At 26.8% G+C, this 15,831-nt stretch carries 20 protein-coding genes; all 20 read right to left on the bottom strand.

Translation table 11 applies throughout. The features are described from left to right. Positions 1–272: 272 nt before the first annotated feature. On the bottom strand, positions 273–1,145 hold the full coding sequence (locus tag AZI32_RS13160; RefSeq protein WP_061996273.1) for an AraC family transcriptional regulator: 873 nt from the start codon (positions 1,143–1,145) through the stop codon (positions 273–275). A gap of 17 nt (positions 1,146–1,162) precedes the next feature. Then, positions 1,163–2,272 (bottom strand): C45 family peptidase, encoded by a 1,110-nt coding sequence (locus AZI32_RS13155; protein ID WP_061996272.1) that lies wholly within the window; start codon positions 2,270–2,272, stop codon positions 1,163–1,165. Positions 2,273–2,717: 445 nt separating this feature from the next. Further along, positions 2,718–2,927, bottom strand: coding sequence for a helix-turn-helix transcriptional regulator (locus AZI32_RS13150; protein WP_061996271.1), 210 nt, complete (start codon positions 2,925–2,927; stop codon positions 2,718–2,720). A gap of 7 nt (positions 2,928–2,934) precedes the next feature. Continuing rightward, complete coding sequence (locus AZI32_RS13145; RefSeq protein ID WP_061996270.1) at positions 2,935–3,252, bottom strand: DUF6442 family protein; 318 nt, start codon at positions 3,250–3,252, stop codon at positions 2,935–2,937. Positions 3,253–3,613: 361 nt separating this feature from the next. Next, positions 3,614–5,047 (bottom strand): serine hydrolase domain-containing protein, encoded by a 1,434-nt coding sequence (locus tag AZI32_RS13140; protein WP_061996269.1) that lies wholly within the window; start codon positions 5,045–5,047, stop codon positions 3,614–3,616. Positions 5,048–5,326: 279 nt separating this feature from the next. Further along, positions 5,327–5,509: a hypothetical protein gene (locus tag AZI32_RS13135; RefSeq protein WP_010291867.1), complete on the bottom strand. Its 183-nt coding sequence runs from the start codon at positions 5,507–5,509 to the stop codon at positions 5,327–5,329. A 69-nt stretch (positions 5,510–5,578) separates the two neighbouring features. Beyond that, the gene (locus AZI32_RS13130; RefSeq protein ID WP_061996268.1) at positions 5,579–6,430 is read right to left on the bottom strand and encodes an FtsW/RodA/SpoVE family cell cycle protein; all 852 of its coding nucleotides are present in this window, start codon (positions 6,428–6,430) and stop codon (positions 5,579–5,581) included. Positions 6,431–6,582: 152 nt separating this feature from the next. Beyond that, positions 6,583–7,119, bottom strand: coding sequence for a GrpB family protein (locus AZI32_RS13125; RefSeq protein WP_061996267.1), 537 nt, complete (start codon positions 7,117–7,119; stop codon positions 6,583–6,585). A gap of 63 nt (positions 7,120–7,182) precedes the next feature. Then, a complete protein-coding gene (locus AZI32_RS13120; protein WP_061996266.1) occupies positions 7,183–7,653 on the bottom strand; it encodes an ASCH domain-containing protein in 471 nt (156 codons plus the stop codon). 86 nt (positions 7,654–7,739) lie between these two features. Further along, complete coding sequence (locus AZI32_RS13115) at positions 7,740–8,231, bottom strand: GNAT family N-acetyltransferase (RefSeq protein WP_061996265.1); 492 nt, start codon at positions 8,229–8,231, stop codon at positions 7,740–7,742. Positions 8,232–8,290: 59 nt separating this feature from the next. Further along, positions 8,291–8,830 (bottom strand): GNAT family protein, encoded by a 540-nt coding sequence (locus AZI32_RS13110; protein WP_010291876.1) that lies wholly within the window; start codon positions 8,828–8,830, stop codon positions 8,291–8,293. Between the two features lie 107 nt (positions 8,831–8,937). After that, a complete protein-coding gene (locus AZI32_RS13105; protein ID WP_061996264.1) occupies positions 8,938–9,480 on the bottom strand; it encodes a flavodoxin domain-containing protein in 543 nt (180 codons plus the stop codon). A 64-nt stretch (positions 9,481–9,544) separates the two neighbouring features. Beyond that, complete coding sequence (locus AZI32_RS13100; RefSeq protein ID WP_061996263.1) at positions 9,545–10,393, bottom strand: Nif3-like dinuclear metal center hexameric protein; 849 nt, start codon at positions 10,391–10,393, stop codon at positions 9,545–9,547. A 50-nt stretch (positions 10,394–10,443) separates the two neighbouring features. Continuing rightward, a complete protein-coding gene (locus tag AZI32_RS13095; RefSeq protein ID WP_042315745.1) occupies positions 10,444–11,076 on the bottom strand; it encodes an HD domain-containing protein in 633 nt (210 codons plus the stop codon). A 421-nt stretch (positions 11,077–11,497) separates the two neighbouring features. Continuing rightward, entirely contained in the window at positions 11,498–11,599 is a 102-nt protein-coding gene (locus tag AZI32_RS18970; protein WP_242865304.1) for a DUF6440 family protein, read from the bottom strand. 79 nt (positions 11,600–11,678) lie between these two features. Next, positions 11,679–12,029: a hypothetical protein gene (locus AZI32_RS13090; protein ID WP_061996262.1), complete on the bottom strand. Its 351-nt coding sequence runs from the start codon at positions 12,027–12,029 to the stop codon at positions 11,679–11,681. A gap of 75 nt (positions 12,030–12,104) precedes the next feature. Beyond that, a complete protein-coding gene (locus tag AZI32_RS13085) occupies positions 12,105–12,737 on the bottom strand; it encodes a class I SAM-dependent methyltransferase (protein WP_061996261.1) in 633 nt (210 codons plus the stop codon). Between the two features lie 83 nt (positions 12,738–12,820). Further along, on the bottom strand, positions 12,821–13,432 hold the full coding sequence (locus tag AZI32_RS13080) for a class I SAM-dependent methyltransferase (protein WP_061996260.1): 612 nt from the start codon (positions 13,430–13,432) through the stop codon (positions 12,821–12,823). Between the two features lie 123 nt (positions 13,433–13,555). Continuing rightward, positions 13,556–14,041, bottom strand: a complete 486-nt coding sequence (locus tag AZI32_RS13075) for a GNAT family N-acetyltransferase (protein ID WP_061996259.1) — start codon at positions 14,039–14,041, stop codon at positions 13,556–13,558. A gap of 460 nt (positions 14,042–14,501) precedes the next feature. Further along, positions 14,502–15,023, bottom strand: coding sequence for a GNAT family N-acetyltransferase (locus AZI32_RS13070; RefSeq protein ID WP_061996258.1), 522 nt, complete (start codon positions 15,021–15,023; stop codon positions 14,502–14,504). Positions 15,024–15,831 lie beyond the last annotated feature (808 nt).

Genomic DNA, 15,831 nt, shown 5'->3' with positions numbered 1-15,831 from the left:
TATTTTCTTACTCATTTTAACTTAACTTATGGTACTTATATTCTATTTGCATAGTTTTACATAGTTACTTTTTTAACACCACATTATTGGATTTTCAAAGACCATTGTTTACATTTCTAATTTCAATAGTTATGTAGTATTTAAATCAAATTGTAAAATAAAAATACCGCAGTATTCGAAAATGAATATGTGGTATTTTAATATATTCTTTTATATCTACTTTTTAAGCTCATTTGAAAATTGGAATTTAACGAATTCTTATTATATTTTTACTATTGTATAGGAAAATAAATTTCAATCTGTGATTCTTTATTTTCAGTTCCTAAAAATTGTTCTGTGTAACATTCAAAATCATCTCTGTCATCAAGTTGAAAACTACTCTTAGGCAACCAAACACCCCAAATATAATAATATGTAGAAAGTAAATTTTTTACTGTGCCTTTATGTATGAATTTAGCATACTTTCCACCACTAATTTCTTTTAACTTCATACCTTCTGGGATATTAGAGTCACATGATGTTTCAATCCCTATAAATACAGTAGATTCACTATTTTTATTAAATGTATTTGACAAGCATGTACCACCTGTTTCATAAATACTATACCTATTATTATTCATTGAAATATACTTTTGCTTTGCCAATTGAGTGTTCAACTTTTTCCACATTTTAATAATGTTATTATTCTCAATACTCATGTCAAATCTAAACCCAACAACAGATTTAGGTTGAAATATTACGATTTCTGGTGAGAAATTTACATAATTGCATTCAGTCAGTTTGTCAATTTGCATCGGCTGATGACTTCCAATCAACACATCAATCCCATTTTTTCTGTATTCTGTTGGTGTAATACCATATCTCTTCCTAAAGGCTCTTGTAAAACTTTCACCAGACTCAAAATACAATGAAACTGCGATGTCTAAAATTTTTATATCACTATATATAAGGTCATATGCCGCTTGAGTCAATCTCCGACTTCTGATATAACTACCAATTGTTTCTCCCATCACAGCTTGAAAATAACGGTGAAAGTGATAATAAGAATAGGAAACTGCATTAGCAACTGATTCTACAGTCAAAGGCTCATATAAATTTGTTTCAATAAATATAATTGCTCTACCAATGATTTGTTTATCTTTCAATACAGTATTCTCCTTTTTTAATAGGTAATATTGTAAAAATCTGTTCCCACTTTTTCACATGGAAGATTTACTATAATTTCTTCCTCTTGTAATTTTTCCACAGTGAAAATTTTCCAATTATTTACTTGTGGTGAACCGAATGTCATTTCTATTTTTTTTTCGGTTGTATTAAATAACATAGAACGTAAAGTTCCAAAAAATTCAGGGTAATAATGACAACACAATCCCTGCGGATAAGATGTCGATAGTATCACTTTTAAATCTTGCACTGATATTTTTTCTTTTTCAGAAAACATCTTTTCTATTGTTTTATAACGAATCACAGAGTTTTCAATCAACATCTTTTCATATGGCTTTATTTCTGGCAAAATTGCATGGTTTGTAGAAATTAGAAAACTCTCCTTAGAGGCATTATCTAAAATACGATATGCTTTATGACCATCTATACATTGCAATAGCGCAATTTTATTATTACTATCAGAAAGCATTAAATTTATATTATATCCAATAGGTGCATTCATTGCCCATACAATAGCTTCATCAACATTTTTGCAGTTTTCCAAAATACTTCGGATAACAACCCAAAAAGAAAAACCAGTTACACCTGCTTTCTGTCCTCCCTCAAAGTTACCCACTGGCAATCCATTGCTGGCTTTACAAGCTGCCAGCCCATATTCATTCATTCCATCACATCGTCCGAATAAATTGAGTGTAGAACCAATGTAACGATATTTTCCTTTAATAGCTGTATATGCGAAGCACATTTCTTCCATTTCATCATTAAAATCATAGTTACGCGCCATTAAAGTGTGTCCAGTTTCAATCTTGTTTGAAACTGCTGCCATCAAACTGCACCCACGTTCCAAATATGTCATTGCATAAAAGATTACTTGTTCTTTTGAAATTCCAACTGTATCTACAAACCCTTTGATTTCCTCGTTTACACCACTGCAATATTTGTTAAGCAAATTGAATATTTCTGTTAACTTGCTTTGAGGATATGCCTTAGGTGGTAAAATCACCCTTTTCAATAAATCAGGTTGCGATAAAATCCAATTACCAATCTGTGTCCCAACTTCATAACTTGTTCCTACAAAATTCTTTAAGTATGTCTTTGTTCTTTTCATTAAAAACACCTCATCTTTCAAAAAAATTATAAGATAAGATAAGATGATATACTTGATATTTTCTGCGGATTTTTTATATAATCTGTTATTCAAATTTCTATTTATCTGTATCTCTCATACAAATAATTGTCATTTAAAATTTTCCTATTATGATCAATAAATTATAACATATTTTGTAAACACTGTATCATTCAAACTTAAAAGATTATTTAATTCGTAATTTATTTGAATTACGACGCAAAAATACCGCAAATCCACTTATGAACAATACGGTATTTTAATATGTTATCTATTTTTTGCTTAATAATTCTTACTAACTACTACACCACATACAAGGGCTATAACAATACAAATTATTAATGTTATAACCTACCATGATGATCATCCATCAAACTATATATATCTTATCTCCTAATAATGCTATTATATATTATATTTTTATATTCTATTCAAAGTAAAATAACTGTTCAAATGTTTTATCTAATGCAATACAAAGTATTAATGCAAGCCTTGCAGTTGGATTAAACTGCCCTGTTTCAATAGAACTTATTGTAGTACGTGATACTCCTACTAACTTAGCTAAATCATTCTGTGAAAGACCTTTTTCAGCTCGTGCCACTTTTAATCTATTTTTCAATATTAAGCTTTCATCCATAATTTAGTTACCTCAATGTAATCAATATAAATTTTACTGTAAATAATATTGATGAAATGCCTGATGTTATTGTCGTAATAATATATACTTTCCCTTTAGTAAAACAATACTTTCCATATGCTTCACCAGCAATAAATACCCAAAAAAGTGGAGCTACAGCGTAAAATGTCCTAGTATCACCTAAAAACAAATTAAATATTATAATAAATAAAAATAATATTGAAAATGCAATAAATCCTATCTTACGTCCTTTATCTTCTGCATATTCCATCCCTTCATCATTATTAGATTGTCGGCTTTTTTGTAAAATTTCACTTTTATTCATAAATCCCCCTTGTAAAGTTTTATACTCATTTTGATAAGTTTTGTTGTCAAAATGAGTATAATACTTCAATAGTTATATGTCAATATCTTACTAACAACCTATAGACGCTAAAACATTACTATATTAATCCTATTAATAAAATATAGATACCGTATTATTCAGTTTTCAAAGAACATTATTCATAGTGTGAAATTAAAACTTACGTCGCCTTTTAATCAAAATAAGACATAAAAAATACCATAAATTCATCTCTGAATATTACGGTATATTTATAAATTGTTTAATTGTATATCGGTTTTATCATTTAAGAATATTCAGTACCAAATTTCACTTAACAACTCTAACCCATACCTATTTTTGCTTAAAATTTATTTTTACTATATCTACTTCTAAAAATAATAAAAGCACCAGTGAGTATCAATATAATATTTACCCATTTAAAATTTAATGGAAAGAAGGTAAACAAATAATAATCATCCACATTAAACAATAATTTACATGGTAAATCAGTATACATAAAGCCATAATATAAAATTGCTAATGAAAACACTATAATACCTGATTTAATATATCTTGTTTTACGCTTTTCAGATAAAATAATAGTTCCTTTTTTAATTTTAATAACTAATACTGCAACTAAGGATAATAGAATCATAGCCAATATTACTATTGTGTTGAAAACCACTTTGACAATTTGCTTCATTTGAGTATCAATAACCTTTTCACCAATAACTCTTTCACCCCATTTTTCCATTAAACCGTATGTCAAATAATAGGATTTATCTGAATTTGTAAGTATAACCATTCCATTTCTGCTAACAGGTTCAAAAGCTATTTGTGCGTTCCATCCTGTGAATGTTCCATTATGTTCATAAACAGTTTTGCCATTTTTAAGTTTTCTTGGAATGATTCCTAAAGCATATACTCCTCCTATACTTTGTGTATTTTTCTGTGGCTTAAACATTTCTTTGTTTCCATTATTATAGTAATTCATCAGTTCAACTACAAATTTTGATAAATCTACTGCTGTAGTTGAAACACCGCCTCCTCCGTTCATAACAATAGGTGTTATCTCAATTGGCTTACCTATTCCTGCATAAGGAGTTGCAAACTTTCCATTTGAATTTTCATTTTTATAGCTTGTATTTTTCATATCTAATGGTTTGAATATATTTCTTTCCATATATTCTTCAAAACTAGAATTTGTGACTTCTTCAATAATAAGCTGACAGATACCAAATCCTACAAACTCTGAATATTCAAATGTTTCACCTGGCTCTCTTTTCAATTTAACATCTCTATTTTTTAAAGCCTGCTCAATTGTGGGTAATGGCTTTTTATAACCACATTCATCACTTCCAGTTACGCCACTTGTATGAGACATAAGTGTTCTCAAAGTTAATTTACTTTCATCAAATTCAGTTTCAGGAAGATGCCATTTAGTTAAATATGTATTTATGGGAACATCTAAATCCAATTTACCCTCATCAACTAATTTCATTATAGCATATGCGGTTATTGTCTTTGAAATAGATGCAATTTTAAACTGAGTTTCATCTGTAACCACAACTTTTCTTTCAATATTTGCATATCCATAATTTCTTACATTGGTAATAACGCCGTTTTCTATAATCACAGCAGTTGCACCTTGTGGATTGTACTGATTAATCAATTTATCAATATAATCCTTATCCTTATTTAATTTTGTTATTATCCCTATAATGCTTAATAACAATAAAATAATAACTATTGCTATTGCTATTGTCTTATTTTTCACTTGTAACATTTTATACATATTTCTGCCTCCAAATTTCTCTTAATTATATTGAATATACCCTTTAATAATATGTTAATTCTTTTTTAATTTATTTTCCCATTATTAATATTACTTTTTTCTTAGCAATATTACTTTTTTGTAACATTAGGGTAATCTGACATTTGTGGCAAAATTATTTGTTATAAATATTCCACTATCATGATTCAATCTTTAAATTTTTTCTCGTTTTATTTGAAATATAACAAAAACACCGCATATTCATTTCTAATTATACGGTGTTACAAATAAATTACATGTTTATAGACTGCCTTTTTTATTTTTAATATCTTTTGCTAAAGAATGACCTATAAGTGCTGACATACATCCCATTATGCCCCCACCTAATATTCCTATTATAATCATAAAATTGGACTTACTTGAAAAGTATATTCCAAGAATAAACATAAGAAAACCAATTAAAAAGAATATTTTAAATTTCAAAACGTACCTCCATGTCATTATGTATAATATTTCAATTCTAATTAAATAAAATTATAGTATTATAAATTATTAATTAAATTTTAATTTTGTATACCATGTTATTGATATAATATATCCTATTATAGGGGAAATTCCATATCCCATTAAAGGAACTGGAAAATTACCAAAAAATGTAGAAACTATAATGATAATAAAGTATATACCAATGCATAATGATGGTAATTTTAACTTTTCAGGTGGAAATAATATAAAAGGGGTTGGTAATATTACTAATGACACAATTCCTAATAAAAACCACACTTGTCCAACATTACCTACTAAATTTAAAATTTCTTCAACATATGATACTGGCGAAAGATTATCTAAGTGTATCCATGATAAAATAACTAATATAAAAAGCCCCACTGAAATTATTGCAGAAAAATTTCTTTTATCACCATTCTTATATAGCATAAAAATCATAGGAATAGCAAAACCAGATAACTGTGAAGCATCAGGTTGAATAAAAAGTACTATAGATATAAAAATTGTTATAATTGCTACTTTCCACCAACTATTATTTTTTAACAATTTCCATAATGATAATATTATTATAGGCCTCACTATCATAGCTATATTTAATCTTATTGGCCCTATAGATATCCACCTATGAACTCCCATCATACCTTCTCCTATAAAAGTTAAAAGTAAAAGTATTAATGGAATTAACTTAAAAATATCTTTAATGTTTTTATTTCTACATATATTAATGTTCCATGATAACAAACAATATGAAATTAGCCCCATTATAACTAATCCTATAATATTTTGTATTATAATAAAATTTGAAATTCTATTATAATACATTGATATTGTCCCAATAACAATAGCAGGTGCTGTTATTATTATCGGAATAAAATTAAATAATTTCAACTTTTTCATTTTAATCTCCTTAAGATATAATAATTTAATCATAAAAAATTATATCATGAGATTAATCTTGAATCACTAAGATATTTAAACTACTAGTTTTTGCTTTGATAATCATTTTTTAGTTCTAAATTAATCATAATATTGATAATTTAATCTTTTAATTACTTTTTTAACTTTGACCATTCATATGCTTTTCTGTCTATATCTTTTATAAATTGATTTTTCCCATTACAGTAACTATCAATATCATGCTTAAATTTAATCGCTAACTCTTTTTTTAATTCTCCATACATTTTTGCTTCTTCTGCATGAGCTATCATATAATCTCTAAAATTCAAATGTTTTTCTATTTCTAAATTACCTGTCTCAAAAACATGTATATGATGTGTTCTATGATATACACCTTTTAAGAAAAATCTACGTCCACTTATTCCATATTCTCCTTTTGATACGTACCCTAACTTACTCAACTCATTATTATACTTATCTATATTGTTAATATCTTTTACTTCAAGTAAAACATCTATTACTGGCTTTGCAAAAATACCAGGAATTGAAGTACTTCCAATATGATGAATTTTTATTATTTCTTCCTTCATAATATCCTCTATTAATTTTGACTCTTTCATAAATTCCTTTTTCCAACTAGAATTATATTTAACAACTTCAATTTCCCTAACCTGATTCTGTTCATCCATATTAAATCCCCCATTTTTCAATATTCTTTCTGTCACTTAATTAAACTTGTTTTTTCTCTCAAATTATTTATATACAACTTCAAACTCTTCAAATACAACCATCCTGTCTTCTGTAAATTCCATTTCTAAATTTTTTAATTCTCTTGTAAAAAAATCTATATGCACTTTTCTCCAATAGTTTAAAGATTTATCACCTTCCCCTTCTATTGCAGCAAGTTCTTTACCTACATCTTTAAAAGGAAGAATTGTAACCTTTTTATTTCTTATTAAACATTTAGCAACTCCATCCCAATCTGTTATAATACTATACTCTCCCACTTCAGGAAGTTCCTCATTTTCCAGCTTATATAAATCATATAGAGAAGTTGTCCCTCTTTTAATTCCTTCTCTAGTTAAATCCGCTAAGTTATTGGCACTTTCCTCATCAGCACAAAAACACCATGCCGTATATTTTTTATTAGTATTTATAATATTTTCACCAATAGATATTAAATATTTTTCCCACATATCTTTAACAGATTTATCTTTTACCATGTTTATTATCCCCCTTAAAATTTTAGCAATTGAATAAATAAATTTATTCTATAATAATAAAATTATAGCTTGTCTTATAACAATATTTAATAATTATACTCATAGTTTCCAACAGTTATTGTTTTAGTTAATATCTCATTGTCCCATGGCTTTCTTATTTCAATAAGATTTAAAACATTGTATCCTTTTTTAGATAAAAATTTTATAACCTTATCATTATTAGGATGAATCCAATTATAAACTGTACTTTCACCTAATTCTTTTGCAATATCCTCTGCTTTTTTATATAGTTTTGATGCTATCCCATTTCTTCTTACATCATGAGAAACAAATAAAGATTCAGCCCAAACTGTTCCATTATCAATTCTACAAACTAAATACCCTAATAATTCTTTATTATTTTCTTCAGCAACAAATATAGGATAATTTGCTTCTATATATTCTTCAAATTCCTCTTTGGATTGCTCTACATTAAATTTTGATTTTATACCTTTAAGTTCCTTTAAATCAACTCTAAATTGGGCTATTAAAATTGCTATTTTTTCTTTATCATTAAGGTTTGCTAAACGTATATTCATTGTTCTTATTCTCCTTGAATTTTTTAATTATCAATTTATGCATATAATTTAAATGGAAGTTAATTAAAGTATTCAGACTTTAAAATACTATAATATAATGTAGTGACTTCTTTATTATCTAATAATTTTAACTTCTCATCTTTTTGAAATCTATATGTAAATCCACATTTTTCATTAACTCTTTTAGAATTATAGTTAAAACTAAAATGTCCGCACCAAATTATATCTAGTTTCAATTCGTTAAAACCATAATCAATTAAGGAATTTACGGCCTCTGGAACAATTCCTTTTCCCCAATATTTAGGATTAAGAACATACCCTATTTCCCTTTGTTTTAAATGAATAGATTTATCATCAGGTTTTGTATTATGAAGTCCTATCCCACCAATAACCTTATTTTCTGATTTTAAAACTATAGCATATGTTTCATTATCTTCCATGAACATTTTTATTATCTTTTTGCTCTCTTCCTCATTTTTATGTGGTGGCCAACCAGCATTAGGGCCTACAAGTTCACTTTGGGCATATTCATATAAGTCTGTACTGTCACTTTCTTTCCATTTCCTTAATATTAATCTATCTGTAACTAATATTTTCATAACAACTTCCTCCAAAATTATTTATATTGATAAAATTATCATAAATGTCTTAAGTATTACTATAAAATGAAAATCAGTTTTAACTTTAATACTGCAATACTCAATTTCTAATATGCATTATTTTTTCTTTCTATAAAATCAAGAATGGGTTTAAGATTTTCTTTTTCAGTCCAATCATGCTCAGAGCCAATTGCTTGCATTAATGCCTCTTCCCATGGTTCATAATCTTTAGAATCCTTTTTTAAAACAACTTTCTTTAACATATTGCATAAAAGCTTGTCCTTTAAAGACATTCTTTCTTCATTCCAAGCACCTCTACAATAAACTATTTGAATATTCTCCATATCATCTTTAAAATTTTGTTTCTTCAAAAGTTTCACAGAATCATCGTTATATGGAGATGCTCCAACTGCAAATACAATAATTTTTTTATTCCTTAGCTTTTCATAATTCTTTTTTAGAAAAGCTATTCCAGATATCCCCATTCCGTAAATGCCACCACCTAAAATTATTGTATCGTATTCTTTAATCTTATCTATGTTAGCCTTTTTAGTTTCTATTAAATCACATGCTAATTCCTCACTTAACCACTGTGCATATCTTTTAGTAGCACCATATTTTGATTGATACATTACTATTATATTAGGCATCTATTCCATCTCCTCATAATTTATATAAATAATGCATTCTTAATTTTTAAACTATATATCAACTTTACATATCTTCATATACTGGTTCTCCTTCAATAAAAGAAGAAACTAAATTAAACTTTTCAAAATAAATACACATCTTTTCACATGCAAATTTTTCAGTAGAATAATGAGTTCCACCTAAAACATTAATACCATTTTCTTGCTCAAGCCTGTGAACTTCCGAGTATTTTTCGTTCTTTACTGAAATACCTGTGATAAGAACTTTAACATCATTTTCAATCATTTCATAAACAGTATCTTTATTATTACCACCACCTGCTACAATAGCTACCTTGCCATCTTTTATATTGTTATCTCCATACATATAAAGACTTGTATTATGTCCTAGTGCTTTTGAAAACTTAGCATGCAATTCTTCCATACTTTTACACTTAGTTTTGCCAATTACACCACTTAAAGCTCCACAATAAACTTTAAATGGTTTTTCAACTTCTATATCTAAAACATCTGCTAAAGTCTTACTTGTTGAATATTCACTGAAATTATCTAAGGGTACATGTAAATTATATATAGATATTCTATTTTCCCTAAACTTTTCTAATAATTCTTTATTCATCTGATAAAATGGTTTTACCCTTTTAATATCCCAAATAGATGGATGGTGTAAAAACAACATAGCATCCGTTTCTCCATCATCAATAATTTTCTGCATAACTTCTTTAGTTGGAAATACTGCAGTATAAACTTTATTGATTTCATCTGCAAAATCACACACTAATCCCATGCTTCTTTCTTTAAAACTTGTTGAAATATAGTCTTTAACCTCGTCCATATATTTTGCCCAATCGTCTTTTAAACCTTTAAATATAAAATCTTTCTCTAAATGATTATATATTTCAATAGCCTTCATAAAATCCACTCCTTAACTTTAATACTTAAAAACACCGTAAAATTCAAATTTTAAAATCCAAAAGTAGTTTCTTTTACATTAGGTAAAACACTATAAATGGACTTTCCTATTCTTTCTTCAAAATATTTTTGTATATCAAATGTTACTTTCCATTTTTCAAGTGTAAATTCATTAAATCCATATCTCATAACAACATCCATCATCCTTTTTTCTAATAAACAAAATCCTGATGGTAATGCTAAAGCATCACATAATTGAATTAATTTATCATATGCTGTAAATTCAATATTTTCTAAATACTCTTTAATAAATTCACGTTCTTTAACAGTGCAATCTTTCTTTCCACATATACCATCAATATTTTTACATAGATACCCATGTGTCATACATACTCTTGCTAATAAATCATATCCTTTTTCCATAGCAAATTTATAACCATCTAAGCTATGCTTCTCATTAGTTACACCATATCTTCTCCCTATATCATGTAACATTCCAAGTACCAATGCTACATTAGAATCTAATTCTTTATCTTCTTTTGCAATTAGTTCTGCAGCTCTCCCTACATATAAAGAATGTTCTACCCATGGTCCAGGATTTAATTTACTCCCTTCTTCTAATATTATTTTTGCTTCTTCTAAAGTTGGAACGCCTTCTACAATGTAACTTTGCAAATTACTCATCCCCTTAATAATAATTTTTTATAATCATATATAATTTATATTCTCATTTACTCTGATAATCTTACTATTATTACATTATACGTCTAAAATTTAGACTTTTTTGCAGAATATTGTATGTTGTTTGTAACACTTGTATAAATATTTTAGAATTTGTTCATACTACATTAATTTTTAATAGTTTTTTATAGTTTCCCATATTACACTTAAATTACTGTATCTTTTTAAATATATAAAAAAGATAATTTTCCTTTATGAAAATTATCTAATAACTAATATTTAATTACTTGTTCCATATCTGAACTTAATTTAAATAATATTTTATCTTCAAGCTATTTTATATTATATTTAAAATATTCCATAAATTTTCTTCTGAATAGTTTGACATTTTAACTTGTTTTTGTTAGTTCATAACATAATAATATTATTTGTCTTTTGTTATAATTGGTTTTCCTTCCGAATCTACCAACACTGTTAATCCACCGGAATTACCCTTACTAACATATAAATAATTTAATCCCTCTATGTTTAAATTATTACTTTTTTATAAGTTATTCATTTTTATAGTTGTTATATCTTATAAGAAAATCGTGATATAATTGCTATTAACCCCACCACATAATCATAACAAACATTGAAAAAGTAGATGTCAAAATTCCTATAATACTGTCAATAAAAATATAGATAATAAATCTTCCTTTTTTCTGCCCTTGTTTTTTTATGCATCTACATATCAATATAGGTGTAATTAAAAATAACAGTATACTTATCAACGTTAACGCTGTTAAACAATATACGGCAGATAATTTCACTATATTTATATTATCACTTATATAATAAGCAATATCTTGAGCGAATACACCCAGTATTGTAGCCAAAAGAATATTTGCACACATAAAAATCTTAAATCTTTTTATAGAATCAACTTTGTAATTTTTGCTTTGCTCTTTAGACAATATTTGTCCCTCCTGCTATCACATTTGTTACTGGTGCATAAAATCTTGCGTTGTACTATATACTGACTATTTTAATTAAAAGCTTTTACTAGCTACTAAAACACCTACGAGTGGATGTAATTGATATACTTCAATATTAAAATTTAATTCTGAAAAACATTTAACTAACTCTTCAACCGTTGATGGTTGGTCATTACCTGGTCCATAACCAATTTCATCGTATTCATCTTTATACTTATCTGGATTTTCAAAAAACATTAAATCACCTATGACAATAGTTTCTAAGCTTTGTCCACCTATATAAACCATACTTTCAATTGCTTTCTTCTTTTCCTGTAAATTCAAATGATGTAATGCGTAATTTGAAATAATTTTAGTAATTCTCTTTTCTTTCAAATCAACATTTTCATCAGGCTTACCAAAGGTTCCAATAAAGAATTCAATATTTTCTCTGTTTTCGTCGTTAGCATTTTCAGTTGATTGTCTAATCATTCCTTCACTTATATCAATTCCTATACCATGTTTTATAGTTTTTGAAAGTTCAATAATTTGTTTACCCGTTCCACATCCAATATCTAAAATAACATCATTTACATCTGGATTGGCTAATTCACTTACTAACTTACCTGATCTATATCTCCAAATATAGTTATCAGTTACATACTCTTTACTTGCATTATCAAATCTTTCTTTTACACTGATATCCATTTCATCTCCTCCTACTTTTTATAAATTACTATTTATTATTTTAACAGAGTCCTTATCTTTTAAATTTTTCCATATTTCATTTTTTATTTTTTCAATAATATATAATCATAATAAGCCGATGTATATTTTTCACCATCTACTGCTCTTTGAATTACTCGCATCTCTTTATAGATAATTTCAAATTTGCTAAAGTATTTTTCGATTTCATTATCCTTGTAATGGCAATAAAGCGTTATATCATCATTTTCAATATGTATAAACTGACCTTCACCTACTTGTTCACCCTTACCAAATGAATCACATTCTTCACTTAAAAAATTCACATAACACAATCCTCCATTTTTTAATACTCGATGAAATTCAGATAATGCAACTAGAAATTCTTCTTTTCTTATATGAACAGATGTATTATATGAAAATAAGAAACTAAAAAATTCATTGTTAAATGGGAGTTTTTTTATATCGCCCTGTATAATGTTTAAGTCCATATCATGATTAGTAGAGAATATAGATGCCTTTTCTAATTGTTCTTCAGATATTTCAATTCCATAAGTTTTATATCCAAACTCATGAAATAGAGAAAGTGGCGGATTACTTCCACCAGCACCACAATCAAGAATAATTTTTTCATTAGGATTGTTGTTACAATATTTTAAAAAATTATATAATGGAATAGCATTTATAAGATTACTCATATTTCATTCTCTCCTTTTTTTGATATCATCGCTCTGTTAATAAAATAATACCTTCACTTTTCATATTATTTATATTGTCTTATCTTTAGGTTAGATAATATCCTGTCCTTTACTTAAATAATCCTATTTTGTTAATTCAACAATATCATTTGAAACCCTTTTAAACCCAACTTTCTTAAATACTTTTTCTGCAGTTATCCTTGAACTTGGAAAATCATCAAAGACCTTGTCTGCTCCTAATTCATTAAATGCAACCTTAATTAATAATCTTAATGCTTGTTCACTAAATCCTTTTCCTCTATGCTGCGCTTCAATTATTATATTAATACAATAAGAATTTTTTTCACTAACATATCGTAGGGCAACCTCACCAACAGGTATATTTTCATCACTACTGATTATATACGCATAATATTTTTCTGGTATATTATTTATCCATCGAGAAAACCAATCTTCCCAATGATTTTCTTTAAATTCTATACATCCTGTTCCATCATTCTCTCCGTATCCTATATTATAAGCCATGGTTTCTTTATCTGCTAAAAGTTTTCTTCTATAATCTAATTCTTCAATTTTAGGTATTTTAAACTCTACTTTGTTACTTTCCATCTTTGTTCCCCCATATTAATCAAACAATATTACTTGTCATATATTATTAAATAGATATTAATATGTAATATCCATAGATATAAAGTTTCCTTACTAAAATTTTATATTTAACAACTTAGTTTTCCTAATCTTCTTATAACTTTTTTCATGCTTCTCCAAAAAATTATTAACTTGCAACTTCTTAAACTTTAGCTCCATAAATATGTTTTCTTAACTTAATTATTTATTTTTTTAAAACTATTTTTTATTTCATTTTTCCCCCAAACTTTCTAATTTTCACTTAATATCCACCGTTCTAAACTGTATTTTTATAAATAGTACACCTAATAATTTTTTTAAATTATAACGTAAAAATATTATAAAGTTTATTTCTGAATAATATGAAATTCAAAAAATTTATTTTATAGTTTAGTCGTTAAATGAGAACATTATGCAAGAACTTCACTGTAGATTCTGTTTATTAGCATAGGTTAATCCAATATATTTGTTGTTCTTTATCTTCATAGAAATTTTCGCCTGTTAATATACCACCGCAACTCATTGCAGTCTTACTTGAAGCAATATTATCTTTATCACAGATAATCATTACTTTTGGAATTTTCATCTCTTTTGCAACTTCTAAAACAAGTAATAATTGTTGTTTACCATAACCTTTTTTTCTCTCAGTTGGGCGAATGCCATAACCTATTTGTCCTCCATATTTTTCTAATTCATCAGTTAAAAAGTGACGGAGTTGAATAGTACCTATAATTTTATTATCATATTTTCTTACAGAGAAGAATGTGCTAGCATGAACATTATTGCGAAGTTTATCTTTCTCAATTGAAAGAACAATTTCAAGCCATTTATCAAAATCATTATAATGGGCTAGTCCACAACTGCCATTAATATTGGCTTCCTCAAAGTCTAAATACTCTTGTTTGTATTCCAGAATTTTTTCTTCTAAAATCTTTGATGGGTTTACTAAAATTAATTCACTCAATTTGATACCTCCTAATATAAATAATATATAATTTTCCTTATGAAACAAATATAACTTAGCTTATAAGAAAATTTCATTGTTTTTAACACCTTTTCTCAATATTCTTGAGATAATTTTTATTTTTTTAATACCGTAAATGCATTTTAATTATTTTATTAATCTTCCAATTTTCTTTTTCTGTCTGCATTGTGTTGCAACTCCATCCTATCCCCCATATTAATCAATGCTCATTGCCAGATGTACCTAAATCATATCTATAAATAAGTCCATCTTCCCCATCTGGATGTTTATATTTTAAAAAGCCTAATTTTTCAAATACATTTCTTGACTTTAAATTATTTATATATAGGGTTCTAATTTAACTTTTAAAATTATCCATTTCAAAACTTAGATACCCAAAATAGTGAGACATGCTCCGGATTACTTAGAATTCAACACTATATCTTACATAAAAATATTTTAAGGTTATTGAATAAATTTTAATTGGAGCTTGTTTCCCTATATAGGGTTCCAAGTTGACTTTTAAAATTATCCATTTCAAAACTTGGATACCCCAAATAGTGAGACATGCTCTGAATTGCTTAGAATTCAACACTACATTTTGTATGAAAATATTTTAAAGTTATTGAATAAATTTAAGTTGGAGCTTGTTTCCCTATAGATTTCTGCAATAAATGAATTTGCATTAAGTTTATTTATCTCACCTTAAACTTCTGATTTACAGGATATACTTTTCCTGTATTAAATTTATCTCTTACCTGATTTAATGAATGCTATTAATTTATCTGCATCATCAAAATCATCATAA

The organism is Clostridium sp. ATCC 25772 (genome assembly GCF_001573875.1).
Taxonomy (GTDB): domain Bacteria; phylum Bacillota; class Clostridia; order Clostridiales; family Clostridiaceae; genus Clostridium_J; species Clostridium_J senegalense.
Note: the sequence above shows the minus strand (reverse complement) of the source record. Positions and strands in the feature narration are given on the sequence as shown.